This is a genomic window from Enterobacter sp. JH25 (assembly GCF_021725435.1).
GTDB classification, from domain to species: Bacteria; Pseudomonadota; Gammaproteobacteria; order Enterobacterales; family Enterobacteriaceae; genus Enterobacter; species Enterobacter intestinihominis.
Window position 1 is genome coordinate 1,948,046 of sequence record NZ_CP091319.1, and the last position, 26,630, is coordinate 1,974,675.

General features: G+C 55.5%; 21 protein-coding genes. 8 read left to right on the forward strand and 13 right to left on the reverse strand.

Features of this window, described 5'->3' with window-relative positions:
• Nucleotides 1-230: 230 nt before the first annotated feature.
• Nucleotides 231-947 carry a two-component system response regulator RstA gene (gene rstA, locus L2Y28_RS09315; protein ID WP_032623343.1) on the reverse strand — a complete coding sequence of 239 codons (717 nt, stop codon included), beginning with the start codon at nt 945-947 and terminating at the stop codon, nt 231-233.
• Nucleotides 948-1,074: 127 nt separating this feature from the next.
• On the opposite strand from rstA, the gene L2Y28_RS09320 reads away from it, so the two are divergent.
• Nucleotides 1,075-1,410, forward strand: coding sequence for a GlpM family protein (locus L2Y28_RS09320; RefSeq protein WP_022647934.1), 336 nt, complete (start codon nt 1,075-1,077; stop codon nt 1,408-1,410).
• Here the strand turns inward: L2Y28_RS09320 and folM are convergent.
• From folM to ydgH, 3 genes are all read right to left on the reverse strand, one after another.
• Complete coding sequence (gene folM / locus L2Y28_RS09325; protein WP_022647935.1) at nt 1,407-2,129, reverse strand: dihydromonapterin reductase; 723 nt, start codon at nt 2,127-2,129, stop codon at nt 1,407-1,409. The two genes, L2Y28_RS09320 and folM, sit on opposite strands and share 4 nt — an antisense overlap.
• A gap of 39 nt (nt 2,130-2,168) precedes the next feature.
• Nucleotides 2,169-3,551: an amino acid permease gene (locus L2Y28_RS09330; RefSeq protein WP_022647936.1), complete on the reverse strand. Its 1,383-nt coding sequence runs from the start codon at nt 3,549-3,551 to the stop codon at nt 2,169-2,171.
• Nucleotides 3,552-3,736: 185 nt separating this feature from the next.
• Nucleotides 3,737-4,681 (reverse strand): DUF1471 family protein YdgH, encoded by a 945-nt coding sequence (gene ydgH, locus L2Y28_RS09335; RefSeq protein WP_022647937.1) that lies wholly within the window; start codon nt 4,679-4,681, stop codon nt 3,737-3,739.
• Between the two features lie 535 nt (nt 4,682-5,216).
• Here ydgH and pntA point away from each other — a divergent pair.
• From pntA to L2Y28_RS09350, 3 genes are all read left to right on the forward strand, one after another.
• Nucleotides 5,217-6,746, forward strand: coding sequence for a Re/Si-specific NAD(P)(+) transhydrogenase subunit alpha (pntA, locus tag L2Y28_RS09340; RefSeq protein ID WP_022647938.1), 1,530 nt, complete (start codon nt 5,217-5,219; stop codon nt 6,744-6,746).
• 10 nt (nt 6,747-6,756) lie between these two features.
• Nucleotides 6,757-8,145: a Re/Si-specific NAD(P)(+) transhydrogenase subunit beta gene (pntB, locus tag L2Y28_RS09345; RefSeq protein ID WP_022647939.1), complete on the forward strand. Its 1,389-nt coding sequence runs from the start codon at nt 6,757-6,759 to the stop codon at nt 8,143-8,145.
• A gap of 107 nt (nt 8,146-8,252) precedes the next feature.
• On the forward strand, nt 8,253-9,365 hold the full coding sequence (locus L2Y28_RS09350; protein ID WP_022647940.1) for a mechanosensitive ion channel family protein: 1,113 nt from the start codon (nt 8,253-8,255) through the stop codon (nt 9,363-9,365).
• A 38-nt stretch (nt 9,366-9,403) separates the two neighbouring features.
• Here L2Y28_RS09350 and uspE read toward each other — a convergent pair whose 3' ends face one another.
• The 6 genes from uspE to L2Y28_RS09380 form a co-directional block, all read right to left on the reverse strand.
• Nucleotides 9,404-10,354, reverse strand: coding sequence for a universal stress protein UspE (gene uspE / locus L2Y28_RS09355; RefSeq protein WP_003857535.1), 951 nt, complete (start codon nt 10,352-10,354; stop codon nt 9,404-9,406).
• Between the two features lie 137 nt (nt 10,355-10,491).
• Complete coding sequence (gene fnr, locus L2Y28_RS09360; protein WP_000611906.1) at nt 10,492-11,244, reverse strand: fumarate/nitrate reduction transcriptional regulator Fnr; 753 nt, start codon at nt 11,242-11,244, stop codon at nt 10,492-10,494.
• Between the two features lie 183 nt (nt 11,245-11,427).
• Nucleotides 11,428-11,943 carry a methylated-DNA--[protein]-cysteine S-methyltransferase gene (gene ogt / locus L2Y28_RS09365; RefSeq protein ID WP_022647941.1) on the reverse strand — a complete coding sequence of 172 codons (516 nt, stop codon included), beginning with the start codon at nt 11,941-11,943 and terminating at the stop codon, nt 11,428-11,430.
• A 9-nt stretch (nt 11,944-11,952) separates the two neighbouring features.
• Nucleotides 11,953-13,479 (reverse strand): p-aminobenzoyl-glutamate transporter, encoded by a 1,527-nt coding sequence (gene abgT / locus L2Y28_RS09370; RefSeq protein WP_022647942.1) that lies wholly within the window; start codon nt 13,477-13,479, stop codon nt 11,953-11,955.
• A gap of 41 nt (nt 13,480-13,520) precedes the next feature.
• Nucleotides 13,521-14,966, reverse strand: a complete 1,446-nt coding sequence (locus tag L2Y28_RS09375; RefSeq protein WP_022647943.1) for a M20 family metallopeptidase — start codon at nt 14,964-14,966, stop codon at nt 13,521-13,523.
• A complete protein-coding gene (locus L2Y28_RS09380; RefSeq protein WP_022647944.1) occupies nt 14,966-16,276 on the reverse strand; it encodes a M20 family metallo-hydrolase in 1,311 nt (436 codons plus the stop codon). Before L2Y28_RS09380 ends, L2Y28_RS09375 begins: the two co-directional genes overlap by 1 nt.
• A 175-nt stretch (nt 16,277-16,451) precedes the next feature.
• On the opposite strand from L2Y28_RS09380, the gene L2Y28_RS09385 reads away from it, so the two are divergent.
• Together L2Y28_RS09385 and smrA are read left to right on the forward strand one after the other, a co-directional pair.
• Nucleotides 16,452-17,363 (forward strand): LysR family transcriptional regulator, encoded by a 912-nt coding sequence (locus L2Y28_RS09385; protein WP_022647945.1) that lies wholly within the window; start codon nt 16,452-16,454, stop codon nt 17,361-17,363.
• Between the two features lie 350 nt (nt 17,364-17,713).
• Nucleotides 17,714-18,277 carry a DNA endonuclease SmrA gene (gene smrA / locus L2Y28_RS09390; protein ID WP_022647946.1) on the forward strand — a complete coding sequence of 188 codons (564 nt, stop codon included), beginning with the start codon at nt 17,714-17,716 and terminating at the stop codon, nt 18,275-18,277.
• A 9-nt stretch (nt 18,278-18,286) separates the two neighbouring features.
• Here the strand turns inward: smrA and L2Y28_RS09395 are convergent, their stop codons facing one another.
• Entirely contained in the window at nt 18,287-19,945 is a 1,659-nt protein-coding gene (locus L2Y28_RS09395; RefSeq protein ID WP_023330135.1) for a methyl-accepting chemotaxis protein, read from the reverse strand.
• A gap of 144 nt (nt 19,946-20,089) precedes the next feature.
• Between L2Y28_RS09395 and L2Y28_RS09400 the strand changes: the two genes are divergently transcribed.
• The gene (locus L2Y28_RS09400; protein ID WP_022647948.1) at nt 20,090-20,956 is read left to right on the forward strand and encodes an aldo/keto reductase family oxidoreductase; all 867 of its coding nucleotides are present in this window, start codon (nt 20,090-20,092) and stop codon (nt 20,954-20,956) included.
• A gap of 46 nt (nt 20,957-21,002) precedes the next feature.
• Here the strand turns inward: L2Y28_RS09400 and L2Y28_RS09405 are convergent, their stop codons facing one another.
• Nucleotides 21,003-21,203, reverse strand: coding sequence for a hypothetical protein (locus L2Y28_RS09405; protein WP_022647949.1), 201 nt, complete (start codon nt 21,201-21,203; stop codon nt 21,003-21,005).
• Nucleotides 21,204-21,837: 634 nt separating this feature from the next.
• On the opposite strand from L2Y28_RS09405, the gene L2Y28_RS09410 reads away from it, so the two are divergent.
• Nucleotides 21,838-24,267, forward strand: a complete 2,430-nt coding sequence (locus L2Y28_RS09410; RefSeq protein WP_022647950.1) for a glucose/quinate/shikimate family membrane-bound PQQ-dependent dehydrogenase — start codon at nt 21,838-21,840, stop codon at nt 24,265-24,267.
• 86 nt (nt 24,268-24,353) lie between these two features.
• Here the strand turns inward: L2Y28_RS09410 and pqqF are convergent, their stop codons facing one another.
• Nucleotides 24,354-26,630: a pyrroloquinoline quinone biosynthesis protein PqqF gene (pqqF, locus tag L2Y28_RS09415; RefSeq protein WP_236919584.1), complete on the reverse strand. Its 2,277-nt coding sequence runs from the start codon at nt 26,628-26,630 to the stop codon at nt 24,354-24,356.

Genomic DNA, 26,630 nt, shown 5'->3' on the forward strand with positions numbered 1-26,630 from the left:
CGATAATGGTTCCTGAACTGCTGAATATATATTGTACTATAGCAATGAAATACATTAGAGCTACTTTTGTTTACGCGAAAAATGCACATCGAAATTGAACAGGTAAGAGGAATGTGATCAAGGGATATTTCATGACTAACGATGCATATAATCGAAAACTTACGACGTATACCGATAACATTCCTGATGCATCGCAAGTTATTTTTCGAAATTTACTGTGTAGTTTTTTTTCAGGTTTCCCATGCGTGCGGGGCAAACAGGTAGCCCTTATTACGTACGGTTTTAATGCGGTAGGGCTCGGTGGCGCTGTCCTGCAGTTTTTTTCGCAGGCGAGAAATCGCCACATCAACGCTACGATCCATTCCGTCGTAACTTACGCCGCGCAGATTTTTCAGCAATGCATCCCGGTCCATAATTTGCCCGGCATGAGTTGCCAGCTCCCACAGCAGGTCAAAATCTGCGGTTGAGAGCGCAATTAGCTCCCCGGAAAGCATAACCTGTCGGTTGACCGGGTCGATAGAAAGCGTGCCGAACCGCATCGCCTTATGCGGCGTTAAAGAGGGCGCAGGCGCTTCATGCTCAGCGCTGGCACGCTGACGCAGATGAAGGCGCAAACGGGCAAGCAGGACCGCCGGCGGCGTGGTTTTCAGGATGTAGTCATTCGCGCCCATCTCAAGGGACAGAATATGATTCATATCGCTGTCGAGAGAGGTCAGCAGCACGATCGGGCCGTCCCACTTCGCGCGCAGATCCCGGCAAAGCGTCATGCCATCTTTTCCGGGCAGCATAATGTCCAGCAACACCAGGTCCGGATTTTCGCGGGTGACGACGTCTTCAGCGCGATCGCCACGAGGTTCGACAACCACTTCAATATCATGTTTACCCAGATAAGCGGCGATCAATTGACCCACTTCGGGTTCATCTTCAACATAAACAATCTTATTCATACTACGTCTGTCATCGCGAAAAACGTCAACATACACCGCACAACCTTAACCTTCCATTAATCTTTCATAATTAGCCGGAGTTCCGTTATCCTGCACGGGAATGTTATTTGATTGTTAAGGGAAAAGAATGGGGCTGTTGATCAAAGCCGCGCTGGGTGCGCTGGTCGTGCTGCTGATTGGGGTGTTGGCTAAAACGAAGAACTACTACATTGCCGGGCTTATCCCGCTGTTTCCCACCTTTGCGTTAATTGCGCACTATATTGTGGCCTCTGAGCGGGGTATAGAGGCGCTGCGTGCCACCATTGTATTCGGGATGTGGTCAATCATCCCGTATTTCATCTATCTGCTGTCGCTGTGGTACTTCACCGGTTTTCTGCGTCTGCCCCTGGCGCTGGGCGGGGCGGTGGTCTGCTGGAGCCTCAGCGCCTGGGTGCTCATCTTCTTCTGGAGCCGCTTTCACTAGCGCAGCGGGCGGCCACCGTCCACGGCAAACGTCCTTCCCGTGACGTAACAGCTGGTCAGCAGATAATCGATCAGGTCGATCACCTCTTTCTCGCCGGGCGCAATTTTCATCAACGACTTGTTAAGCGCCTGCTGACGATACTCGGCATCATCGCCCTCGTTAAATAAAATCATCGCCGGGGCAATCGCGTTGACTTTTACCTCGGGGGCCAGCTTGCGCGCGAACGAGCGAGTCATATTATCCAGCGCGGCTTTGCTGGCCGCGTAGGCGATGTGTTTATCGCTGCCTCGCTCCACCACGTAATCGGTGAAATGGATAATGTCGCCTGCGGCATGGCCGTGTCCGCGTAGCAGATCCTGTAGGGCATGGTTGAGCAGATAAGGCGCATTAACGTGGATCTGCATCATGCAGGCGAGCGTTTCGCTGAGCGAATGTCCTGCTTTTTCAGGAAGCCAGGTACTGGCGTTGTGAATAACCGCCCGCAGCCCGGGGGTGGTCGATTTCACTTTTTCCGCGAAAGCAAGAATACCTTCATCCGTGGAGAAATCCGCCTGAATGCAGACGGCTCCGGCATGTCGTAGCCCTTCAATGGAGGGATATTCCGTGCGGTAACTGACGATAACCGGATGGCGAAGATTGAGAAAGTGATGGGCGAGGGCGAGGCCGATGCGACGGCCTGCGCCAGTGATCAATATTGGGCGTTGCTGCGTGTGTCCCATCGTAATCTCCTTTTCAGTTCAACAATGGGACAGGCGGCGCTATCCCATTAACATCCACGTTGCCGGTACGGCAGCGACTAACAGCAAACCTATCAACGCCATTTCGCGGCGCTTAAGAGCATTATCAAGCTGATGCGTACGGCGAGCGTAGATAAATACCAGCAGGCCTGGCGCGTAGAGCACCACGGACAGCAGCAGATGCATCGGGCCGGAAGCATACAATAACCATAGACCGTAAATACAGGCACCTACGCCTACCGCATAGTGTGCCGGGCGGGTCGCAATTTTTAACAGATATGCGCCCACTAAGAAATAGGGTACCAGAATCATCTCGGAGGCGATGGTCAGCAGCGTGTTATAGTCCGAACCTGTGAGCCAGATCAGCACCAGACAGACCTGCACGCTGACGTTGGTGAGCCACAGAGAGGCCGATGGCGCACTGTTTTTATTCTGACGGGCAAACAGGCGCGGGAACGCTTTGTGCGTGGCGGCCAGGAACGGAACTTCCGCCGCCATAATGGTCCAGCTCAGGTACGCGCCGCAGACGGAGACAATCAAACCTGCCGCGATAACCACATCACCCCAGGGACCGAGCATTTTCACCATCAGCCCGGCCATGGACGGATTACGCATCTCCGCCAGTTCAGGGCGGGCCACCACACCGAGCGACAGCAGCGTCACCAGCAGATAAACGCCCAGCGCCGCCAGGACGGCCAGCAGCGTGGCGCGTCCCACGTCGCGTTTGTTACGCGCGCGGGCAGAGACCACGACGGCACCTTCAACACCGATGAACACCCACAGGGTAATCAGCATGGTATTTTTCACCTGCTCCCAGACGGGAACGCCCAACGCAATACCGCTGAAATCGAGCGTAAAGACATCGAGACGGAAGGCGAGGAAGGCCAGCACGACGAACAGGCCAAGCGGCACCAGCTTGGCCAGCGTCGCCACCAGGTTAATGCTGGCCGCGGTCTGAACGCCGCGCATAATCAACCAGTGAACAATCCACAGCAGCACCGAGGCGCCGACGATGGACTGCCAGGTATTGCCGTCACCAAACAGGCGCAGTTCGGGCGTATCGGTAAAGAAACTGAGCGCCGAGAAGACGATAACCAGATAGGAGACGTTGGCGATCACCGCGCACAGCCAGTAGCCCCAGGCGGAGCAGAAGCCAATCAGCTCGCCAAAACCTTCACGGGCGTAAGTGAATATTCCGCCGTCCAGATCCGGTCGGATACGCGTCAGCAGCAGCATGGCGAACGCCAGCAGCAAAATCCCGACGCCGGTGATGCCCCAGCCAATCAGTAATGCGGCCGGGCTGGCGACGGCCGCCATGTTCTGCGGCAAACTGAATACGCCCGCGCCCAGCATTGAGCTCAATACAAGTGCAGTTAACGCACTCAGGCCAAGTTTCTTTTCCATTGGCTTCCTGTTATGAAAAGTCCAAATCCAGAATAATTATTTCGCTAAGGCGCATAAAAATGGTGGATCACGCTAAGGCGCGGGATTTTACGGAGTGTGACGGATGCATGCAATGACATGGGGCAGAAATCAGAAAAAAAGTAACAAAAAAGGCGGCACTGCGCCGCCTTTATGAAACCGTTTTGTTACTTGTACAGATCAGCACTGATGGTCAGGTTGTTGCCACGTTCCTGCCACTGGCGGGTGATGTGGTAATACTTCGCGCCTTTCTTCGCAGCACGCTTCGCCACCTGATAGGAGATTTCTGTCATGTTGCCATAGTTGCCCGTAAACTTGATGCTGTCGAACGGCACCATCTGCGCGGCAGTGGCTTTGTTCAGCTCTTCAATTTTCGTGCCGTCTGGTAACGTAACGGTATAACGACCGCCTTTGGTGGATTGGGTTTCAAAGAAACGACCCACTTCTGCGCTTGGTGCCGCAGACGTTGCTACGCCCGGAATTTCAACTTTCTTCGCTTCTTCACCGCCTTTTGCTAACGCAGCACGACCGGCTTCTGAATCCGCTGGAATCGCATCCGGGCTTTGCACTACGCGTTTTTTCGCATCTTGCTTATAGATGAAGGCGGTAATGCGCTGGTTTCCGCCCTGGTTGGCATCAACCTGACGCACGATATAAAACGCGTAAGCGCCTTTTTCTCTCGCGGCTTTGGTGATGGCATCGTTAACTTCAGGCTGGCTGCGGTAGAAGCCCTGAACGGTCACGGTGTCATACGGTTCCAGCTGAACAGCCTGATCTTTCGGCAGTTCAACAATGCCGTTAATCACGCGGTTTTTCTGTTCATCTGCCTTTGGGGCATTCTCTTTGTACAGCGCAACAGTCACGCGCTGGTTACCGCTGTTGCCCTGATCGGACTGGTCAACAACGTAAAACGAGGCAGCGCCGTTTTTATCGGCGGCTTTTGATGCGGCGGCGACGGCATCGCCAATGGAATTATACCGACCCACAATGACCGTATGGTCAAAAGGTTTTAACGCTGCCGCTTGCTCCGGCGTCAACTCTGTCGCAGCATTCGCTGACAGGGCGGTCGCGGAAAGAAGTGCGGACGCCAGGAGTGTGTTCTTAAGCTTCATAAAAATAATCCTTCGCCTTGCGCAAACCATGTACTGGTGTTGTTGTTAATTTGAGACGGTCCCGATTATGGCATTTAACACCCGTCGCTGTCTGCGGCATTTTTCACAGCCTGTGCTCAGCAAAGGACCTGATTCGATAACATTTTGTGATATGTGGAAAAAACAGGCGTTTCACAAGAAAAACTGATTAAGCATATGACTTTTACAAGTTAATTTAATGTTAATGAGTTGTTCTTTTATGGCGCTATATCATGTTTTTACCGCTTCGCTTGCGCGATTTATCGGTCCTGAAGGCGAATTTAAGGTAAATATCTCTGTCAGTGACCCCGATCGCTTATTTTTCACAGATAAAATAAGAAATAGTGTTTTCTGGCGGTAGATCACGGGCGCTATTTTCAGTAGGTTATAGAAAGTTTGTTACTGTTTTATTTTCCGGGGTTAATCATTCTCCGTCGTTATCGCGATGGTGAAAATTGATACGAACCGCGGGCAATTATCGACAAACCATCATCACAAACCGATGGAAGGGAAAACTATGCGTATTGGGGTACCAAAAGAACGGTTAGCCAATGAAACCCGCGTAGCGGCAACACCAAAAACGGTGGAGCAACTGCTTAAACTGGGTTTTACCGTCGCGATTGAAAGCGGCGCGGGCAAACTGGCGAGTTTCGATGACGAGGCCTTTATTCAGGCTGGCGCGGACGTAGTGGACGGTGCTGAGGTCTGGCAATCACCCATTATTCTGAAGGTAAACGCACCGGAAGAGAGTGAAATTGAACTGCTGAACGCGGGCACGACGCTTGTGAGCTTTGTCTGGCCAGCCCAAAACCCGGTGCTGATGGAGAAGCTGGCGGCACGCGGTGTCACCGTGATGGCGATGGATTCCGTGCCGCGTATTTCGCGCGCGCAGTCTCTGGATGCGCTGAGTTCTATGGCAAACATTGCCGGCTATCGCGCCATTGTCGAAGCTGCTCATGAGTTTGGTCGCTTCTTTACCGGTCAAATTACGGCCGCAGGCAAAGTACCACCCGCGAAGGTGATGGTAATTGGTGCCGGTGTGGCAGGTCTTGCCGCTATTGGGGCCGCAAACAGCCTGGGCGCTATTGTTCGTGCGTTTGATACCCGGCCGGAAGTGAAGGAGCAGGTGCAGAGTATGGGCGCCGAATTCCTTGAGCTGGACTTCAAGGAAGAAGCGGGCAGCGGTGATGGTTACGCGAAGGTCATGTCTGAAGCCTTTATTAAGGCGGAAATGGCGCTCTTTGCGGCGCAGGCAAAAGAGGTGGACATCATTGTCACCACCGCGCTTATTCCGGGTAAACCGGCGCCGAAGCTGATCACCCGTGAGATGGTGGATTCCATGCAGCCGGGCAGCGTGATTGTCGATCTGGCGGCGCAAAACGGCGGTAACTGTGAGTATACCGTGCCAAATCAGGTCACGACGACCGCGAACGGCGTGAAGGTGATCGGTTATACCGACCTGCCAGGACGTCTGCCAACCCAGTCCTCTCAGCTGTACGGCACGAACCTCGTTAATCTGCTGAAGCTGCTCTGCAAAGAGAAAGACGGCAACATCACCGTTGATTTTGATGATGTGGTGGTGCGCGGCGTGACCGTGGTGCGTGAAGGGGAAATCACCTGGCCTGCACCGCCGATACAGGTTTCCGCTCAGCCTCAGGCTGCGCCGAAAGCGGCGCCTGAGCCTGCAGAACCAGCGAAACCTGCGTCGCCGTGGCGCAAATACGCCATCATGGCGCTGGTCATTATCCTGTTTGGCTGGCTGGCGGACGTCGCGCCAAAAGAGTTCCTTGGCCACTTCACCGTCTTCGCGCTCTCATGCGTGGTGGGTTACTACGTCGTGTGGAACGTTTCCCATGCGCTGCATACCCCGCTGATGTCGGTTACCAATGCCATCTCCGGGATTATCGTGGTTGGGGCATTGCTGCAAATTGGTCATGGCGGCTGGATCAGCTTCCTGAGCTTCATTGCAGTGCTGATCGCCAGTATCAATATTTTCGGTGGTTTCACCGTGACTCAGCGCATGCTGAAAATGTTTCGTAAAGGCTAAGGGGTAGCATATGTCTGGAGGATTAGTTACAGCCGCATACATTGTTGCTGCAATCCTGTTTATTTTCAGTCTGGCGGGGCTTTCCAAACACGAAACGTCTCAGCAGGGAAATAACTTTGGTATCGCCGGGATGGCGATTGCGCTGATTGCCACCATCTTTGGGCCGGACACTGGCAACGTGGCGTGGATCCTGGTGGCGATGATCATCGGTGGTGCGATTGGTATTCGTCTGGCGAAACGCGTTGAAATGACCGAGATGCCGGAGCTGGTTGCTATTCTGCACAGCTTCGTGGGTCTGGCCGCGGTGCTGGTGGGCTTCAACAGCTATCTGTACCACGAACCGGGTCTGGAACCGATTCTGGTGAACATCCACCTGACCGAAGTGTTCCTCGGCATCTTCATTGGCGCGGTGACCTTCACCGGCTCAATCGTGGCGTTCGGCAAACTGCGCGGGAAGATCTCTTCCAAACCGCTGATGCTGCCTAACCGCCACAAGCTGAATCTGGCGGCGCTGGTCGTTTCCTTTGTGCTGCTGGTGGTCTTCGTGCGTACCGAAAGCGTAGGCTTGCAGGTGCTGGCGTTACTGGTGATGACCATCATCGCGCTAGCCTTCGGCTGGCATCTGGTGGCGTCTATCGGCGGGGCAGATATGCCGGTAGTCGTCTCCATGCTGAACTCCTACTCCGGTTGGGCAGCGGCAGCAGCAGGCTTTATGCTGAGCAACGACCTGCTGATTGTCACCGGTGCGCTGGTCGGTTCTTCCGGTGCGATCCTGTCTTACATCATGTGTAAGGCGATGAACCGCTCGTTTATCAGCGTCATCGCGGGTGGCTTCGGTTCTGACGGTTCATCAACCGGTTCTGATGAGGAAGTGGGTGAACACCGTGAAATCAGTGCGGAAGACACCGCAGAGATGCTGAAAAACTCGCATTCCGTTATCATCACCCCGGGCTATGGCATGGCGGTGGCGCAGGCGCAGTATCCGGTGGCGGAAATCACCGAGAAACTGCGCGCTCGCGGTATCAAGGTTCGCTTTGGTATTCACCCGGTGGCGGGACGTCTGCCAGGCCACATGAACGTGCTGCTGGCGGAAGCGAAGGTGCCTTACGACATCGTGCTGGAAATGGACGAGATCAACGATGATTTCGCCGACACCGACACCGTGCTGGTGATTGGCGCTAACGACACCGTTAACCCGGCGGCGCAGGACGATCCGCGCAGCCCGATTGCGGGTATGCCTGTTCTCGAAGTGTGGAAGGCGCAGAACGTCATTGTCTTCAAACGCTCTATGAACACCGGCTATGCTGGCGTGCAGAACCCGCTGTTCTTTAAAGATAACACCCACATGCTGTTTGGCGACGCCAAGGCCAGCGTGGATGCGATTCTGAAATCTCTTTAATTCCGCTTCATCCTGTCAAACCGCCCCTGGGGGCGGTTTTCTTATTTCTGCGGTCAGCCATTCTCCTCTGTCTATACTTTACCCTTTGTGTAATACGAGGAGGTGTAATGCAATTTCTGTCCCGCTTTGACATCATCGCGCTGATGATGACGCCATCATTCTGGATTGGCGTCGCCACGGTAGTCTTTGTAACTCTGCTGGTGTACTGGCTGCTGACGCGCCTGATCGCCTTTGTTAAGAAAGGGATCACCACCTGGGGCGACAAGCATCCCACCACCAACCGGATGCGTTTTATCCTGACGGATATGCTTAACCGCACCAGCCGCTTCCTGCTTTTTGTCGTGGCGCTGCTGTTCAGCCTGCGTTTCGTCGACTTACCGGATCATCTCTTTGGTACCGTGAGCCACGCCTGGTTCCTGGTCTTCGCTATCCAGGTGGCGCTGTGGATGGATCAGGGGGTGGTGTCGTGGCTTCGTCACGTCATGCTGGCGCCGGGAAGCCATAAAAACCCGGTGACGCTGGTGATCACGGGGCTTATCCTCCGTGCCATTGTCTGGTCAGTGATGCTGCTGTCTATCCTTGCTAACGCGGGCGTCAACATCACTGCTCTGGTTGCCAGCCTTGGGGTAGGGGGTATTGCTATCGCCCTCGCGGTGCAAACGATCCTGAGCGACGTGTTTGCATCGCTCTCCATCGGTTTTGATAAGCCGTTCGAAATCGGCGATTTTGTGGTGTTTAACGATGTCGCCGGGACGGTAGAGCACATCGGCCTGAAAACCACCCGTATCCGTAGCCTGAGCGGGGAGCAAATTGTCTGTGGGAACGCCATCCTGCTGCAACAGACGCTGCATAACTACAAGCGGATGCAAACGCGCCGGATCGTCTTTACCTTCGGGGTCGCCAGCGACACGGCGCCGGAAAAACTGCGTTCAGTGGGTGATATGGTCAAACAGATCATTACCGACGTCGGGGAAACGAAGTTTGACCGCGCCCATTTCCTGGGCTTCGATCGCGATCGCCTGACCTTCGAGGTGGTCCATATTGTTAATACGGCTGATTACAACAAGTACATGGATATTCAGCAGGAGATCAATATTCGTATTCTGGAGGGGCTGAACCAGCAAGAGATCAAGCTGGCGCTGCCGAGCATGGTTCTGCACGCGCCCTGGATGAATGCTGGCGACGAGGCACCGGCGCAACGGTTGAGCGAAGCGCAATAAAAAAAGCCCGCCGTTACCGGCGGGCTTTCATTTTGGGGTCAATCGTCTTCCTCATCGTCCAGTTCAACCGGCGTCTGATACTGATCCGGCTTGATAACCAGAAGGTCGCAGCGAAGATGGTCGATCACCTGCTCGGCGGTATTACCCAGGAACGCGGCAGAAATACCGGTCCGGCCAATGGTGCCCAGCACCACAATCCCGGCCTGCAAATGCTCCGCCAGATCCGGAATAACCTCTTCCGGTAACCCTTTTTCTACGTGGGTCATGTTCTCATCGATACTGAATTTCTGGCGCAGCGCTTTCATGGCTAGCAGATGCTGACCGCGAATCGCATCGTTATACACGCTCGGGTCAAATTCAGGCAGCTCGATGGCGATATTGATTGGCGTAACCGGATAGGCTCCCACCAGATGGACTTCGGTATGGTTAACCTGGTCGGCAAGCTGAAGGGTCTCCTTCACCAGTTTCTCGTTCAGCGAATTGTGATAATCCTCTTCGCTGGCCAGATTGACCGCCACGACGGCTTTCCCGCCCTCAGGCCACGGCTGATCTTTCACCATCCATACCGGACAAGGGCATTTGCGCAGCAGGTGCCAGTCGGTCGGGGTGAAAATCACGGATTCCAGTTTGTCATGCTGGTGCGCCATTTTCAGCAGCAGGTCATGCCCACCGGCCACCACTTCCTGAATAATGGCTTCGAAAGGACGGTTGTGCCAGACCACCTTGATATCGATAGGTACGCCCGCTTCCAGATAATACTTCGCCTGCTCGCGGATCCACGCGGTACGCTGGCTGATCACTCCCTGACGCATAGCGGTGCGCTCGTCAGGCGACAGAAGGGTGGTCATCTCGTATGAGAAGTCATAAATCGGCAAAAAGGCTTTAATTTTGCCACCAATCCGTTGATGTAAATACACAGCACGTCGTAATGCTGGCTGATCGTCCTGATTCGGATCGATAGCCACCAGCATATTTTGATACTTTGCCATACAGGTCTCCTTACTACTGTCACCACAGTCTGTAAGTAAAAGAGTAACCTATATATCTTGAATGAAACAGGGGGGAAGTTTTTGCCAGATCAATAATCATGAAAATTTATCGGCCTGGCATAAGATATCCGGGAGAGTTATGCCACGTTACGTGAGTGACCCGCCAGAATGGCCAGGGCTTCACCGTTTTCAATGGTGATGTACTTACCTTTAACCGCCAGCATTCCGCTCTTCTGGAAACGACCCAGCAGACGGCTGATGGTTTCCACGGTCAGGCCCAGATAGTTACCAATATCGCCACGCGTCATGGTCAGACGGAATTCGCGTGGGGAGAAGCCACGTTCCGCGAAACGGCGGGAGAGGTTATAGATAAAGGCGGCCAGACGCTCTTCGGCATTCTTTTTGGAAAGCAGCAGGATCATATCCTGATCGCCTTTGATCTCACCGCTCATCAGACGCATCATCTGCTGACGCAGGTTCGGCATCTTACCGGACAGATCGTCCAGCGTTTCAAACGGGATTTCACAAACCATAGAGGTTTCCAGCGCCTGAGCAAAACTCGGGTGATGGCCACTGCCGATGGCGTCAAAGCCGACTAAATCGCCCGCCAGATGGAAGCCAGTGATCTGCTCGTCGCCCTGTTCGGTAATGGTGTAGCTTTTGATGGTGCCAGAACGGATAGCATAGAGCGATTTCAGTTCGTCTCCCGCTTTAAACAGCGTCTGCCCTTTCTGAATAGGCTTTTTGCGCTCGATGATATTGTCAAGCTGATCGAGTTCATGCTCATTCAGAGTAAACGGGATACAGAGCTGGCTGATGCTGCAATCCTGGCAATGGATAGCACAACCGCCAGACTGAATGCGTCGTATAATTCGCTTTTCCGGGATCATAGGTTTGCTCAAGCCTTAATTGATATTGGTCAATTTTAACATCTTTTTGGTAAGGACGTAAGTCTGGCAAACCCCCAATAAAGACAAGAGACGGCAGCGAGCTGCCATCTCCTTGAAATTCCACAGAATGATTAAGGATTATTAGCCTAACAGGAAGAAAATTAAGCACAAAAAGCCTGGGAATTACAGCAGAAAATACCCTTCGTGACGCAGCAGCCACTCTTTACGCTGTACTCCCCGGGCATAGCCGGTGAGGGTGCCGTTGCGCCCGATCACGCGATGGCAAGGCACCACAATGCTGACGGGATTTGAGCCATTCGCCGCACCGACTGCGCGCGCCGCGCCGGCACGGCCAAGCTGCTCTGCCAGCTGACCGTAGTGCATCACCTGCCCGCAGGGAATGTTACGCAGCGCCTGCCACACCTCACGCTGAAAAGGGGTACCCGCCGTGGCGGTTGGCAGGGTATTAATAATGCTGAGATCGCCCTCGAAGTAGGCCGCCAGTTTATCGCTCAGCCCGCCAGGATTACGGGCTGTAATACGCTCGTAACCCTCGGCGCGATAATGAATGTTGAGCAGCTCAACCATCCGGTCGCTGTGCTCTTCCCACTCAACAGCGCGAAGATTGAACGCTTCATCCGCGATAACCCACAGCGGCCCCAGCGGTGTCGCAATCTTGTCTTCGAGTAATCTCAGCATCAGTATTCCTTAGTTCAGCCTCGGGTAAATACCCGGTCCAATCGGCAGGCCGACAAGATACCACGCCACCAGCATCACCAGCCATACCCCTAAGAAGATAAGCGGATAGGGCAAGACCAGCGAATAGTAGGTACCCAGCTTAGCCTCCGGTCTGTAGCGTTGCAGGAAGCCTAAAAACAGCGGAACGAAGGGTGACACGGGCGCCAGCGGGATCACCGAAGAATCGGCGACACGGAACAGGATCTGGGCGAATGCCGGATGAAAGCCGAGCATCATAAACATGGGGACAAAAATGGGGGCCAGAATCGACCAGATGGCCGACCCGCTGGCAATAAACATGCACAGCAGGGACGACAGCAGCGCCAGGCCGACAAACGCCGGAACCCCGCTCAACCCCGCCGCCTCCAGCGCGTCCGTCAGGCTCACGGCCATAAACTTGCCCATGTTGCTCCAGTTAAACATGGCCACAAACTGCGCCAGCGGGAACACCATCACGATAAAACCCGCCATCTCCTTCATCGGCTCGATCATCAGGTGCGGCAGATCTCCCTGACGGCGGATTTTACCGGTAGCGATGCCGTAGGCGAGCGAAACGACGAAGAAGAAGAGAATTATCAGCGGCACAATACCCTGAATAAACGGCGAGGGAAGTACGGTGTGTTTGATCGGATCGCGCAACACGCCATTCTCCGGCACCACCATCAGCGCCACAGCCGCAATGAATGCCAGCGAGACGATCCCAGCGACGCGCAGGCCGAACTGCTGCTCTTTGCTCAGCGTCTCCAGCTTTTCATCGCTCCGGCCTTCCCATTTACCCAGGCGCGGCTCAACGATCTTATCGGTAATCAGCCCCCCGACAATCGTTAGGACAATCACCGAACTGGCCATAAAGTACCAGTTGTCGATCACGCTGACGTGCATGGCCGCATCGATGGTGCTTGCTGCCTCCGTGCTGATGCCGGAGAGCAGCACATCGGTGGTCACGATAAGCAGGTTAGCAGTAAACCCACAGCCGACGCCCGCGATCGCCGACAGCAGGCCCGCAACAGGATGACGGCCAACGGCAAGGAAAATCAGCGCCCCCATCGGCGGCATGATCACCAGCGCCGCGTCGGACGAGATATGGCTGAAGAAGGCAATAAACAGCACCATATAGCTGGCATAACGCGCGCTGACGTGCGAGGCCATTTTCACCATCAGCGCGGGCAGCAGACCCACGCGTTCGGCCAGACCCGCGCCTAACACCAGCGCCAGGATGGCGCCCAGCGGCGCAAAACCGCTGAAGTTTTTAATCACGTTCGGCAAAAACCAGTGCAACCCCTCCACGCTGAGCAGATTTTTTACGGCCACCATGCTGCCGTCGGCCGGGCTGCGCACGCTCACATCAAAGGCGGACAGCACGGCTGTCGCGACCATCAGGATGACAATTAAATAGATAAAAAGCAGGAAAGGGTGCGGCACTTTATTACCGATCCTTTCAACCCAGCCATAGAGCTTACCGGATGGGGAATGCGAAGGTATGGATGACATACTCATGGGCGTTCCTCGGGACTGTTGTTGTGTTGTGTTGTGTTTTTTTATTTTAAAGGTGACGGTGTCACGTCCTGCGGGATCGGACACTCGTACGGTTTTTCTGTTATGTGTTGTTCGAATTCTTCCCGACATTTTCGCAGCAGGTCGGCATCCTGAAGCAGATGCAGCGCGGTCGCCCCCATCACTTTTCCGGCCAGCAGCATGCCTTTATGGGCAATAGAGGTACGCCCCTGCGCCACCAATTGCCAGGTATGCAGCGGGGTGCCGACGGTAAAACAGGGGCTAAAGCACTGTGCGACAGGCATCTTCCAGCTGACATCCCCCACGTCGGTGGAGCCTGCCAGCACGTTATCGGTGATGGCGTAAGGGGCAACTTCATCCACCAGTAGCGTTTCGTGATGGCGTCGGGCAAAGGCTTTTCCCTCTTCGGCTCCCGTTGCGGCAATGTTTTTCAGGCTGTTTTGCAGGTCGTTTGCCGTGAGCGTGGCGCGGATTTCACGGGCAAATTCGCGTTCTTCTTCCGTCCAGTCCGGCGTGCCGTAATGCTGCAATGCGCGGTACATGGCCGCTTCGAGCGTACGGTTCGGCAGATAGCTGGAGCAGGCTTTATCAAAGCGACACTCGACAGTGGTTTCGGTCATCATCGCCGCGCCCTGGGCGATTTTCTCGATGCGCGCGTAGATCTGCTGCGCATCGGCCATCTCCGGAGCGCGGATCAGGTACAGCACTTCTGCCTGAGCCTGCACCACGTTAGGCGAAATTCCGCCGGTATCGGTGATGGCGTAATGAACGCGCGCTTTTTCAATGATGTGTTCGTTGAGGAAGTTTGTGCCGGTGGTCATCAACGTCACGGCATCCAGCGCGCTACGTCCCAGATGTGGGGAGTTTGCGGCATGGGCGGCGATCCCCTTAAACCGCCAGGCGGCCTGAATATTGGCCAGTGTGCTGACGTTAAACATCCCGGCAAAGGCTTCCGGATGCCAGGTCACGGCAGCGTCCACGTCGTCAAATAATCCTTCACGCACCATAAAGGTTTTACCAGAGCCGCCTTCCTCGCCGGGGCAGCCGTAAAATCGTACCGTTCCGCTGCCGCCGTGCTGTTCCAGCCAGCTTTTCACCGCCACCGCACCGGCAAAGGCAGCAGTACCCAACAGGTTATGCCCGCAGCCATGGCCGTTAGCCCCCGGGGTGGCGGATTGCGCCGTCGCGCAGTGCGCCTGCTGGCTCAACCCGGCCAGGGCGTCGTATTCGCCCAGAAGGGCGATAACGGGCTTGCCGCTGCCGTAGCTGGCAATAAAGGCGTTGGGAATGCCTCCGGCTTCCCGCATCAGGGTAAAGCCCTCGGCTTCCAGCGCGCTGGCAAGCCGTTCGGCGGACCAGAACTCTTCAAAGCGCGTTTCGGGATGATCCCAGATGTCGTCGGCAATATCGGTAAACGTCTGACATCGCGTGTCGATGGCATCAGCGATAAAAGCGTAGTTCTCCTGCATTACACACCTCGCGTCCACGGGAAATTAAGCGCAGTTCGCGCCAGTGTTTCGATGGCAACGTTCATCACCTGCTCATCAAAATCGAATTTTTCGTTGTGATGTCCGGCGCTCAGTTCGGTGCCGAAGACCATATACGAGGCCATGCCGCCGTTCTGCTGCACGCGGGCCATCATTAGCGTGGCATCTTCGGAGCCCGCAGGCGCTTTGACCTTATTAATGGCATGAGTCACGCCGTGCACCTGGCTTGCCTGTTCGCGCAGATAATCGACCCAGGCCGGGGAGGGGGCACTGGAGGTCGCCGCCCCCATCAGGTTTATCCCGGCTGTTACGCCGTAGAGCGCTGCCGCGCCGGTAATCACCGCCTGCGCGCGATCGAAGACATACTGATTAATGGCCTCGCTTTCGCCGCGGGTTTCAACCTTAAGTAACGCATTAGCCGGAACCACGTTGCGTCCGCTGCCCGCCTGCATGACTCCGACGTTAACCCGGGACGCGCCTTCGCTGTGGGGCGCGATGCCATGCAGCGCGATAGCGGCCTGGGCCGCCGCGAGCAGGGCGTTACGGCCCTCTTCCGGTTTACCGCCAGCGTGTGCGGCAACGCCGGTAAAGCGCACGTCAAATTTAGTGGTCGCCATGAAGTTATCGCTGCCGCAGATCACCGTCCCTTCCGGAACGCCGGTTCCAATATGAATGGCGGTAAAGTAGTCCACGTCGTCCAGCGCCCCTGCAGCGACCATAGCGCGGGCGCCGCGCGTACCCTCTTCGGCAGGCTGGAAGATCAGTTTGATGGTGCCGTTGAGCTGGGCTTCATGCTGCTTAAGCACCTGCGCCAGCCCCAGACCAATGGTGGTGTGGCCGTCATGCGCGCAGGCGTGCATCATGCCCGGGTTACAGGAGGCAAAACCGTCGCGGTACGGCCGGTGGCTGTCGTCATGCGCTTCGCTCAGATCAAGCGCATCCATGTCCACGCGAAAGGCCAGCGTCGGGCCGGGGCGACCGGTATTCAGGGTCGCGACAATGCCGGTGAACCCGCCTTCGAACGGCGCGAGCCATTTTTCCGGTGCGCCTTGCGCGCGGGCGCGGGCAAATTCCTGCGCCAGGGTTGCGTCATCGGGCAACCCCATCCGGCTTTCGGCATCCACGACATCGCGACCCATCGCCAGCTCGTAACCCAGCGAGTCCAGGATCTCCGAGACTTTCGCGGCAGTGCGAAACTCCACCCAGCCGGATTCCGCGAAATGGTGAAAATCGCGACGCCATGCGCTCAGTTGGGGGGCTAATGTGTGGATGTACTGCGCCAGTGCGTTCATATCTTTTCCTGTCATCATTAAAATATGTGAACTGCTTCACGCTGTGATAGTTTTTACTTATCACTAAGCGATTTTTCACAGTTTTAACCGTTCAGGAATTACCCTCGCACATCCGATTCCATTAAAGTAGATGACAGTTTCTTTACTCTGATAAACAACGGTTATCGGTCGGGTTATGTCATTTCAGATTAAATTTCATCAAATTCGGGCTTTTGTCGAAGTGGCGCGTCAGGGCAGTATTCGCGGAGCCAGCCGGGTGCTGAATCTTTCGCAGCCCGCGCTGACTAAATCCATTAAAGAGCTGGAAGAGGGCATGGCGGCACAGCTGTTTGTGCGCCGGAGTAAAGGTGTCGCCCTGACCGAGTGCGGGGAAGGGTTTTATCACCGCGCTAATTTGATTCTGGAAGAGCTTCGCGCAGCGCAGGATGATATCCGTCAGCGTCAGGGGGAGCTGACCGGGCAGATCAATATTGGGATGGGTGCCAGCGTGGCGCGCAGCCTGATGCCCGCCGTTATCTCCCGTTTTCATGCGCAGCATCCTCAGATCAAGGTGCGGATTATGGAAGGTCAGCTGGTATCAATGATCAATGAATTACGCCAGGGTGAGCTGGACTTTACCATCAACACCTATTATCAGGGGCCTTACGATCACGAATTTACGTTTGAAAAACTCTTTGAGAAACCTTTTGCGGTATTTTGTCGGGAAGGACATCCGGCGTTGGGGGCTACCTCTATTAATGAACTTCTTCATTATAACTGGACAATGCCAACGCCGCGGGGAAGTTATTATAAGCAGCTTGAGGATATATTTCATCATCGCTCGCAGATACCGCGTATTGGCGTCGTTTGCGAAACCTTTTCGTCCTGTATTAGCCTTGTCGCACAAAGTGACTTCCTGAGCGTGCTGCCGCAGGAGTTGGGCTGCGACCCGCTGCTGGCGCACCGGCTGGTCATGCTGCCGGTTGTGGAAACACTTCCCAGAGCGGCCTATTATTTAATTCAGCGCCGTGATGCACGCCAGACGCCCCTGGCTGAATCATTAATTACACAATTCAGAAGGGATGCGAGAAAAATAGTTTTATCGTGAAATTGCCAAAGAAAAAATAGAGCCTGTCCGACATCAGACAGACCCTACAGTACACACAGCAGTGCGTCCTTTCGCAAATCCTGGGTATTATATCCATGAGGCAGGTATATTTAGGTATAACATCTTTCCTGAAAAAAGAAAGGCGGCACGTCATTGGTTTTACAAAATTTCAACGCAAATCACTTATTTTAACTCTGCTGTGGTTTTAGTTAAGTAATATTTAAATAACTTTAATGGTAGCTATATATATTCATCAGATTAATATTTATCTTGCCCCTTGCGGTAAGGGTTATTGAGGCCCCTGCCCGGTGCAGGTATAGTACAAGCCCCGATGTGCCCGGAGGATTTCCATGAACCCTGACGACAAATCACTTTTTCTTGACGCCATGGAGGATGTCCAGCCCCTGAAACGCTGCACCGATATCCACTGGCAGCAAAGCCGTAATACCCGGGTTCGCCAGGAGATCGATACCGAGCAGCTCGACAACTTTCTCACACTGGGTTTCCTGGAACTCTTGCCGCTTGAAGAGCCGCTGATGTTCCAGCGCGAGGGCGTTCAGCAGGGCGTTATTGACAAGCTGCGCTCGGGTAAATACGCCCGACAGGCCAGCTTAAATCTGTTGCGTCAGCCCGCCGAACGCTGCCGCCAGATGCTGTACGCCTTCATTCGCCAGGCCAGCCGCGACGGTTTACGTAACCTGATTATCATTCACGGGAAGGGCCGCGAGCAGAATTCGCACCCGAACGTGGTGCGCAGTTATCTTGCCCGCTGGTTAACCGAGTTCGAGGACGTGCAGGCTTTCTGCGTGGCGCTGCCGCATCACGGCGGCAGCGGGGCATGTTATGTTTCACTCCGAAAATCCGATGAGGCGAAACAGGAGAACTGGGAACGTCACGCCAAGCACAGCCGTTAACGGTAAGGCCTAGAACGTCTCCCAGTTTGTGTCACCTGAGGCACTGACCGTGGCGAGACGCAACAGTTGCGGTGCTTTTGTATTTTTTGGCCGCGGAGCGGTGTTTTCCTGCATGTTCAGCCGGAATGCCGCCACGGCCTGGCGCAGCTGTTCAGACTGATCTTCCAGCGCCGCCGCCGCCGTTGCCGACTCCTGTACCAGCGCGGCGTTTTGCTGCGTTACGCTGTCCATCTGCGAGACCGCCAGGCTGACCTGTTCAATACCGCGGCTTTGCTCGTCAGACGCCGACGAGATTTCAGCCATAATATCGGTTACGCGTGTCACGGCCGCGACGATCTCTTTCATGGTCGCACCCGCCTCGCTCACCTGTTCCGAGCCGGTATTCACCCGGCTGACGGAGTTTTCAATAAGCCCTTTGATCTCTTTTGCCGCCTGCGCGCTGCGGCTGGCCAGCGTCCGTACTTCGCCTGCCACCACCGCAAAGCCGCGGCCTTGTTCGCCGGCACGGGCGGCTTCAACCGCCGCGTTGAGCGCCAGAATGTTGGTCTGGAAGGCAATGCTATCGATAACGCCGGTGATATGCGCAATTTGCTGAGAACTGTCGGCAATGTCATTCATGGTACGCACTACATTATTCACCACCTGGCCGCCGCGTGCGGCGGTTTCAGACGCATTCTTTGCCAGCAGCGTCGCCTGACGAGCGTTATCCGAGTTCTGTTTCACCGTGGCCGTCAGCTCTTCCATGCTGGCGGCGGTCTCTTCCAGCGAGGCTGCCTGCTGCTCGGTTCGGGCGGAAAGGTCGTTACTCCCGGCGGCAATTTCTCCTGCGCCCGTGTAGATAGAATCTGTGCTGCCGCGCACGGCGCTGACGGTGCTGACCAGCGACTGTTGCATCTCATGCAGACCGGCGGCCAGCTGGCCCATTTCGTTGCGCCCGGTAATCGCGACGTTTTGCGTCAGATCGCCGCTCGCGATGGTGCGAATATGGTTCATGATGGCGTTGAGCGGTCTCAGGAGCAGGTGCTGTAAACCCTGCCAGATCACCACCAGCACGGCGATAACGGCCAGGAAGATCGCCGCCAGCGTCCACTGCATCTGGGTAAAGCTGTTCTGGTTCTCTTCGGCGGCGGCTTTCAGCAGGACGTTGTTTTCCGCGCGCCAGCGGGTATAGACCGCCTCCATCTCATCCTGCGCCTGCTGGGCGTCCAGGTCGCCATAGGCCTGATAGTTATCGGCGCGCAAGTACGCAATGGACAAGCGCATTACCTCGTGCATGTTCTTCCAGGCTTTCTGCATCTCTTCGGTGAGCGCGGCATTTTGCCCCTTCACCTGCGGAATCGCCTGCCAGTTTTTGTAATAGTCTTCGGCTTTGGCCAGCGAACCATTGGCGGTGCCCAGCAGCGTGTTGATCGCTGCGAGAGAGGCCGGGTCGCGCTGGTTTTTCAGGTGGCGGATCGCCACGCGGGTGACGGTAACGCGCGTTTTCACCAGGGTGTTCACACTGTCGCTCAGGCTCTCCTGCTGGGCATTGAGCAACCCGGAGTTCTGAAAGTTGTGACGATCGTTGTTAACGGCAGAGTAGAACAACCCTCCCGTGACAACTTGCAGCAGACAGAATATGGTGAGGGCAAAGATAATACCGGTAATCACGTGCAGATTTTTCAGCATGGCGGTCATCCGTAATAGAAGAGGCAGGGTTACATCAATACTATCGTCGTAGCCAATTTAAACTTTAATTTTACTATTGCTTAACTAATGGTTTCGTTGCGGAACCTGTTGTAAACCCGGATCATTTTAATGAGGAAGGTCAGCATGAGCAGCATAGATAAATGCGGAACATTCACGCTCGGAACGCGTACGGTTAAACGGTTTGGCTATGGCGCGATGCAGCTTGCCGGACCTGGCGTTTTTGGTCCGCCAAAAGACAAAAATGCGGCGCTGGCGGTGTTGCGTGAAGCGGTAGAGTCGGGGGTAAATCACATTGATACCAGCGATTTTTACGGCCCCCATGTGACCAACCAGCTTATTTGCGAGGCGCTTCATCCGTACCGGGACGACCTTACGATTGTGACTAAGATTGGAGCCCGACGCAGCGAGGACGCCTCCTGGCTGCCGGCGTTTTCCGCCCAGGAGCTGACGCAGGCGGTGCATGACAACCTGCGCAACCTGAAGCGAGATGTGCTGGACGTGGTTAACCTGCGGATCATGTTTAGCGCCCACGGACCAGCGGAAGGCTCGATTGCCGCGCCGCTAAGCACCCTCGCGGAGCTGCAACAACAGGGGCTGGTTCGCCATATTGGGCTGAGCAACGTCACCGCTTCGCAGGTGGCTGAAGCGCAGAAGATGGTTTCCGTGGTATGCGTACAGAACATGTACAACGTGGTGAATCGCGGTGACGATGCGCTGGTAGATTCGCTGGCGCAGCAGGGGATTGCCTGGGTGCCGTTCTTCCCACTGGGTGGTTTCACGCCATTGCAATCTTCCGGGCTACAGGCGGTGGCGGATTCACTGGATGCGACGCCTATGCAGGTGGCGCTGGCATGGCTGCTGCAACGCTCGCCAAATATCCTCTTGATCCCGGGTACTTCTTCGGTGGCGCATCTGCGTGAAAACCTGGCGGCAGCCGATCTGGTATTGCCGCCTGAGGCGCTGGAGACGTTAAATACGCTGGTGAAATAATCCAGACAGCAGCAAAAGCCCGGGGGATTTTTCGGGCTTTTGGTGTTTATGACGCAATCTGATTCCTTTGGCGGTGAAGTGCTAACGCTTCCGCCACGATTTCCTGCTTACTTTTCCGTGTTTCATACGCAGTAATGCGGATGTATTCCATCAGCGCTGGATCGATGCGCGCACTTAACATCCTGAGATCGGCCTCCTTTGCTACACCGCGAGCAACACGCTTGTCGGGATAATCACGGGCTGGCATAGAAAACGTCCTCCAAAAATTGTCTTGTTAATTTGTGCTGTAAAATATGCGCTAGTCTTGGTGTAAAGTCAATGTGTAGTGAAGGCACAGTGAATTGCTGTTTGGATTTTCTGCGATTCAAGACTTCATTAAGTGATTTGATAGTGTTTGTATTGTCACGCTGTGAGTCCGCTTTGATGCGGAAAGTCACATTTTCAGTGCTGATAATGACGGAATGTTCAACGCACCAGACGCTCTAAAATTATTGATAATTTCTTCCTGAAACTTAACTCAGGTTTATCCCTGTGCTTATTCATGGTTATTGCTTAATTAAATCTTCTGTTTGAAGGCTCAGCTGTAAAAATCTGACGCTATAAGACCGGCCTTGGGGGAATCCTGATTTTAATCCTTTAAGCAACTTCCGGCTGGTCATATATTCCAGCATCGGTGACGTAGTTAGCGATATTCGCTATTTTAACCCTGTTAAACCCATGCAATTGCGCTGGTTTTCATTTCTTCCGACATAATAGATTTTGTCTACGTTCTCTTTTTAATTTATGCTTCGCATACGAACAATTAGTGTTGTGCAGGGTTTTAACATCGTGGCAGTTAATAAGACCCTGCTTTATATAAAGTAATCAGGAGATTCATTTTTATGTCAGACAATAATCCCCGCCCATTGGGCTGGTTAGGCCCGTGGTGCCTGCTGGTGGGTGTGGTACTTCTTGTGACGGGGCTGTTTTTTGCCATCGGCGGTTTTAAACTGGCTTCCCTGGGGGGGAGTTGGTACTTTCTCATTGCCGGGGTTTTCACGCTGCTCTCTGCAATTCAGTTTTTCCGCCGCAAATCCTCTGCCGTAGGGCTGTTTGCTCTGGTGTTTCTTGGCACCCTGATTTGGGCATTTTTCGATGCCGGACCCGACTTCTGGCCGCTGGTTTCCCGATTAATGGTACCCGCCGGGCTGATGGTGCTGGCAGCAGCCACCTGGCCTGCATTGCGTAAGCGTGAAGGAAAACCGTCCTCCACGAAAGGGGCGATGGCGGTCTGCGCGGTCCTTATTATCGGCATGGGCGTCACCTTTGTTCAGATGTTTCAACCCCATCCGACCGTGCCGTTTAGCGGCGAAAAGCGCCCGCTGGTGCCGGTAAAAGAAGAGGCGAAACAGCAGAACTGGGATCACTACGGTAATACGGCTGGCGGTAGTCGCTTTGTGGCGCTGGACCAGATAACCCGTGACAACGTGAAAAACCTGAAACCGGTCTGGACCTACCATACCGGTGATATTCCGCAAAGTCCGGATGGCAATGGCGCAGAAGATCAGCAAACGCCGCTACAGGTAGGCGATCGTGTCTTCCTCTGTACGCCGCATAACAACGTGATCGCCGTGGATGCCGATAGCGGGAAAGAAATCTGGAAAGCGGAAATCAACGCTAAGTCTGCCATCTGGATGCGCTGCCGTGGCCTGGCGTACTTTGATGCCACCAAACCGCTGGCACAGCCAACGGTAGCCGGCTCCACACCGGTTCTGCCAGCGCAGGTCGCACCGGGCGCGGCATGCCAGCGCCGTATCCTGATGAATACCATTGACGGTAAGCTGATCGCGTTAGACGCCGATAACGGCAAATTCTGCCCGGACTTCGGTACTAACGGCAGCGTTAACCTGCATGAAGGAATGGGCGACGCGTCAGATCCAACCTATGTGTTGACGTCGGCCCCGACGCTGGCGGGTACCACGGTCGTGGTTGGCGGCCGCGTTGCGGATAACGTCAGCACCGATATGCCGGGCGGCGTAATACGTGGTTATGACGTGATCACCGGCCAGCTGCGCTGGGCGTTCGATCCGCGTAATCCGGATCCGAACTATGTTCTGAAGCCGGGCGAACACTACAAACGCAGCTCCGCAAACTCCTGGGCCCCTATGTCCTGGGATGCGTCGATGAATACCGTGTTTATCCCGATGGGAAGTTCCTCTGTCGACCTGTGGGGCGCTGACCGTATTCCGGAAGATCACAAATACGCCACCTCAATCCTCGCGCTGGATGCGACTACCGGGAAAGAGAAGTGGGTATACCAGACCGTGCATAACGACCTCTGGGATTTCGATATCCCGATGCAGCCGAGCCTGGTTGATTTCCCAACGAAAGAGGGCAACAAGCCCGCGGTGGTAGTGGGCACTAAAGCGGGGCAAATTTACGTTCTCGATCGCCTGACGGGTAAACCGCTCACTGAAGTGAAAGAGGTTCCGGTAAAACCAGCGGATATTCCACGTGAACAGTACCCGGCAACGCAGCCTCGCTCTGTGGGGATGCCGCAGATTGGCGCAGAAACCCTGAAAGAATCGGATATGTGGGGGGCGACGCCGTTTGACCAGCTGGCCTGTCGTATCAGCTTCAAATCAATGCGTTATGACGGTCTGTACACGATGCCGGGAACCGATATTTCCCTGAGCTTCCCGGGCTCGCTGGGGGGAATGAACTGGGGCAGTTTGTCCACCGATCCGAACAACCAGTATATCTTCGTCAATGACATGCGTCTGGGCCTGTGGGTTCAGCTGATTAAGCAAGATCCGCAGAGCGCGGTGGCAAACACGGGCGGTGAAGCCGTGAACGCCGGGATGGGCGCCGTTCCGATGAAAGGAACGCCGTATTCGGTCAACAAAAACCGTTTCATGTCACCGCTGGGCATTCCGTGCCAGAAACCACCGTTTGGCTCTCTCTCCGCCATTGACCTGAAAACGCAGAAAATCGTCTGGCAGGTGCCGGTCGGTACCGTACAGGATACCGGTCCGTTTGGGGTAAAAATGCGTATGCCAATGCCTGTCGGTATGCCGACGCTGGGCGGTACGCTGGCCACGCAGGGCGGTCTGGTCTTCATTGCGGGAACCCAGGATTACTACCTGCGCGCCTTTGATTCCTCTACGGGGGAAGAAGTGTGGAAAGCGCGTCTTCCGGTGGGTAGCCAGGGCGGACCTATCAGCTATGTATCACCGAAAACCGGCAAACAGTACATTCTGATCTCTGCTGGCGGTGCACGCCAGTCGCCGGATCGTGGTGACTACGTGATTGCCTACGCGCTGGATAAATAACAGCGAAATAAGCAACCTGGCCCCGTCGAAGTACGGGGCTTTTTTTTGACTAAAAACCACGGATATGAAGAAAGCGGCGGGTCCGGTCAGCCCGTGAAAAGCACCCGCCAGCGACGGCGATGGCGAGTCATCTCGCGCCATAGTGCGATTATCTCGTCATGTTGCAGGGCATCAACAGCCTGCGGCGTTAACACCGGTAAACCATAGCGCTGGCGCAGGGCGGCTACTGCCGTGGCGCTGGCATTCATCGGTGACCGGATTTGCATCGCCAGCTGCTGTCGCAATACGCTGAACGCCGTCTCATCGCACAGCGTCAGCTCACGCAAAAATTGTTTGCAGCAACCCAACAGGTTCACGGGAGAGCGGTCAGGCGACTGTAACGCCAGCAGCAGGCCATCGCGATCGGCAATACGCTGATAACGACAGCTGACCACGTAGCCAATCTGCTGTTCCACGCGCAGGCGCTGGAAAAATTGCGGTTCGCAGCATAATGCCAGCAGCCGCAGCGCGGCGAGCGACGCGCCCGGCGGCAGGGGAATAAACACCAGCAGCGCCGAATCCGCGCTGGCGTGCGGAATGTGTTCGATCCCGCCGGGACAACCGCTTAATGGCGTCGGCTTAGCGTTAACCGGCGCCCGGAGCAGGCCAAGCTGCCGGGCTAACCCGTGCGCGTGTGCGACGCTGCCGCCAACTAGCGCCGCCAGCCAGCCGTCCCGTGGCGGATCCGATGCCAGACGTTCAGGCAATTGCTGAAGCAGCTCACGGATGGCAATGCCTTCTGGCACTGGCGTAAGAGCCGGGGCGGGGTGGGAGAGGCGATCGATTATCGCCCCGATGATGTGTTCCGCCGTAGCTACGGCGTCAGGAAGCCGCAGGGTGAGCTGCCAGCTACCGTCAACCGTTTGCCACTCGCCGCTGCCGTCAATATGGCGCAGTTCAGCAAGGAGAGGGCGTAACTGTTTGCCCATCGCCACCCCCTGCGCCCGTTCCAGGCACGAATAAAAAGGCCTGCGCAGGATCAGCGTTGGCGGTTGTGTCTGCGCCGACAAATGCAGCAGCGGAGCGGCTTCTGACGTCGGGGCTGGCGTAACATACCTGGCAGTCTGCGGGTAGAAGGAAAACGCGATGGGGCTATCATCTGCAACCGGCTGGCGACGCCAATGGCTAAGCGGCAGAGCAAACCTCTGGCTGGCGATAATTTCAGCGGTTTCAATTTTTTTGCAGGCCAGATACGAGGTGGGCGCCGCCAGTAAATCGGCACAAAAGGCGGAAAAACTTACGGGCGCCGCACCGGGCGCAAAACCGAACGCCCGCTGGCGCAGCTGCTCCAGCGTCGGCAGGGCGCTAAAACGCTGCTGTGCCAGCCGATAATAATGCCGCTGCTGCTCATCCGTCGTTTGCTGTAGCGCCCGTAGCCAGTGGGTAATATGCGGGTCAATCTCCTCAGGTCGTTCGCTATCAACCGTTAGCGCCAGCCATCCGTTATCGTTATCCTGATAAAGCCAGTTCAGTGTGACATCTTCTGCCAGCCCTCGCGCCCGCAGCCCGGCAATCAGGCTTCCGGGGGCGTCGTCCAGTAAAAACTCCCGAAATAAGGTGACGTTGTCACTTTTTCGAGTCAACGGACAACGCCACAGTGCGGGTCGCTCCGTCACTGCCAGCTGAAAATCTGCTTCAGCGCTAAGACGCAACGGGGGAGCAGTTTCAGGAATGCCACCAGAAGCAAAACCGGACGCAAACGTATGGGCAAGCTCGGCCAGCGCATCCAGCGTTTGCGGCCCTTGCAGCCACAATTGCAGATGTCCGTCCACATAATAGCGCCGATGAAAGTCGCGCAACGCGGTTTGCAGCGATCCCGTGTCCTGCCCCAGAGAATCCTGGCTACCTACCTGAAAACGGCGAAAAACTGTGGGTTCTTCCATCGCGTGGCGTGCCGCCGCTTCGCGCCTGGCGGAATCATGCTGCTGGATGAGCCGGTTTTCCGCATCAATGACCGCCACTTCGCGCTGTATGTCATCGCATGAAAGCAGCGGCGCCTGCAACATATCCCGCAGTCGTGCGACGCCGTCGGACAGGTTATCGGCGGCCACATCGAAGAAAAATGCGCTGTGGCGAGCCAGCGTGGTGGCATTGACGCTACCGCCCTGACGCTGGACCCAGGCCATGAGTCGATCGTCGCCCTGATAGCGCTGGCTACCGCGGAACAGCAGGTGCTCAAGTAAATGCGCAAGACCGGCGAAGCGCGGTGGCTCGTGATGGCTTCCGGCACTCACGCGCGCCAGCGCCGCCGCGCGTGTCGCCTGCGACTGATGCACCAGCGTTGCGCGTAAACCGCCTGCCAGCTCCACGATGCGGGTGGTCAT

Coding starts and splice junctions, on each gene's coding strand:
- L2Y28_RS09375 (WP_022647943.1), bottom strand. CDS start 14,966: ATGCAGGAGAACTACGCTTTTATCGCTGATGCCATCGACACGCGATGT.
- abgT (WP_022647942.1), bottom strand. CDS start 13,479: ATGAGTATGTCATCCATACCTTCGCATTCCCCATCCGGTAAGCTCTAT.
- ydgH (WP_022647937.1), bottom strand. CDS start 4,681: ATGAAGCTTAAGAACACACTCCTGGCGTCCGCACTTCTTTCCGCGACC.
- L2Y28_RS09395 (WP_023330135.1), bottom strand. CDS start 19,945: ATGCTGAAAAATCTGCACGTGATTACCGGTATTATCTTTGCCCTCACC.
- L2Y28_RS09385 (WP_022647945.1), top strand. CDS start 16,452: ATGTCATTTCAGATTAAATTTCATCAAATTCGGGCTTTTGTCGAAGTG.
- L2Y28_RS09405 (WP_022647949.1), bottom strand. CDS start 21,203: ATGCCAGCCCGTGATTATCCCGACAAGCGTGTTGCTCGCGGTGTAGCA.
- rstA (WP_032623343.1), bottom strand. CDS start 947: ATGAATAAGATTGTTTATGTTGAAGATGAACCCGAAGTGGGTCAATTG.
- uspE (WP_003857535.1), bottom strand. CDS start 10,354: ATGGCAAAGTATCAAAATATGCTGGTGGCTATCGATCCGAATCAGGAC.
- folM (WP_022647935.1), bottom strand. CDS start 2,129: ATGGGACACACGCAGCAACGCCCAATATTGATCACTGGCGCAGGCCGT.
- L2Y28_RS09350 (WP_022647940.1), top strand. CDS start 8,253: ATGCAATTTCTGTCCCGCTTTGACATCATCGCGCTGATGATGACGCCA.
- L2Y28_RS09410 (WP_022647950.1), top strand. CDS start 21,838: ATGTCAGACAATAATCCCCGCCCATTGGGCTGGTTAGGCCCGTGGTGC.
- fnr (WP_000611906.1), bottom strand. CDS start 11,244: ATGATCCCGGAAAAGCGAATTATACGACGCATTCAGTCTGGCGGTTGT.
- L2Y28_RS09400 (WP_022647948.1), top strand. CDS start 20,090: ATGAGCAGCATAGATAAATGCGGAACATTCACGCTCGGAACGCGTACG.
- L2Y28_RS09320 (WP_022647934.1), top strand. CDS start 1,075: ATGGGGCTGTTGATCAAAGCCGCGCTGGGTGCGCTGGTCGTGCTGCTG.
- pqqF (WP_236919584.1), bottom strand. CDS start 26,630: ATGACCACCCGCATCGTGGAGCTGGCAGGCGGTTTACGCGCAACGCTG.
- L2Y28_RS09380 (WP_022647944.1), bottom strand. CDS start 16,276: ATGAACGCACTGGCGCAGTACATCCACACATTAGCCCCCCAACTGAGC.
- ogt (WP_022647941.1), bottom strand. CDS start 11,943: ATGCTGAGATTACTCGAAGACAAGATTGCGACACCGCTGGGGCCGCTG.
- smrA (WP_022647946.1), top strand. CDS start 17,714: ATGAACCCTGACGACAAATCACTTTTTCTTGACGCCATGGAGGATGTC.
- L2Y28_RS09330 (WP_022647936.1), bottom strand. CDS start 3,551: ATGGAAAAGAAACTTGGCCTGAGTGCGTTAACTGCACTTGTATTGAGC.
- pntB (WP_022647939.1), top strand. CDS start 6,757: ATGTCTGGAGGATTAGTTACAGCCGCATACATTGTTGCTGCAATCCTG.
- pntA (WP_022647938.1), top strand. CDS start 5,217: ATGCGTATTGGGGTACCAAAAGAACGGTTAGCCAATGAAACCCGCGTA.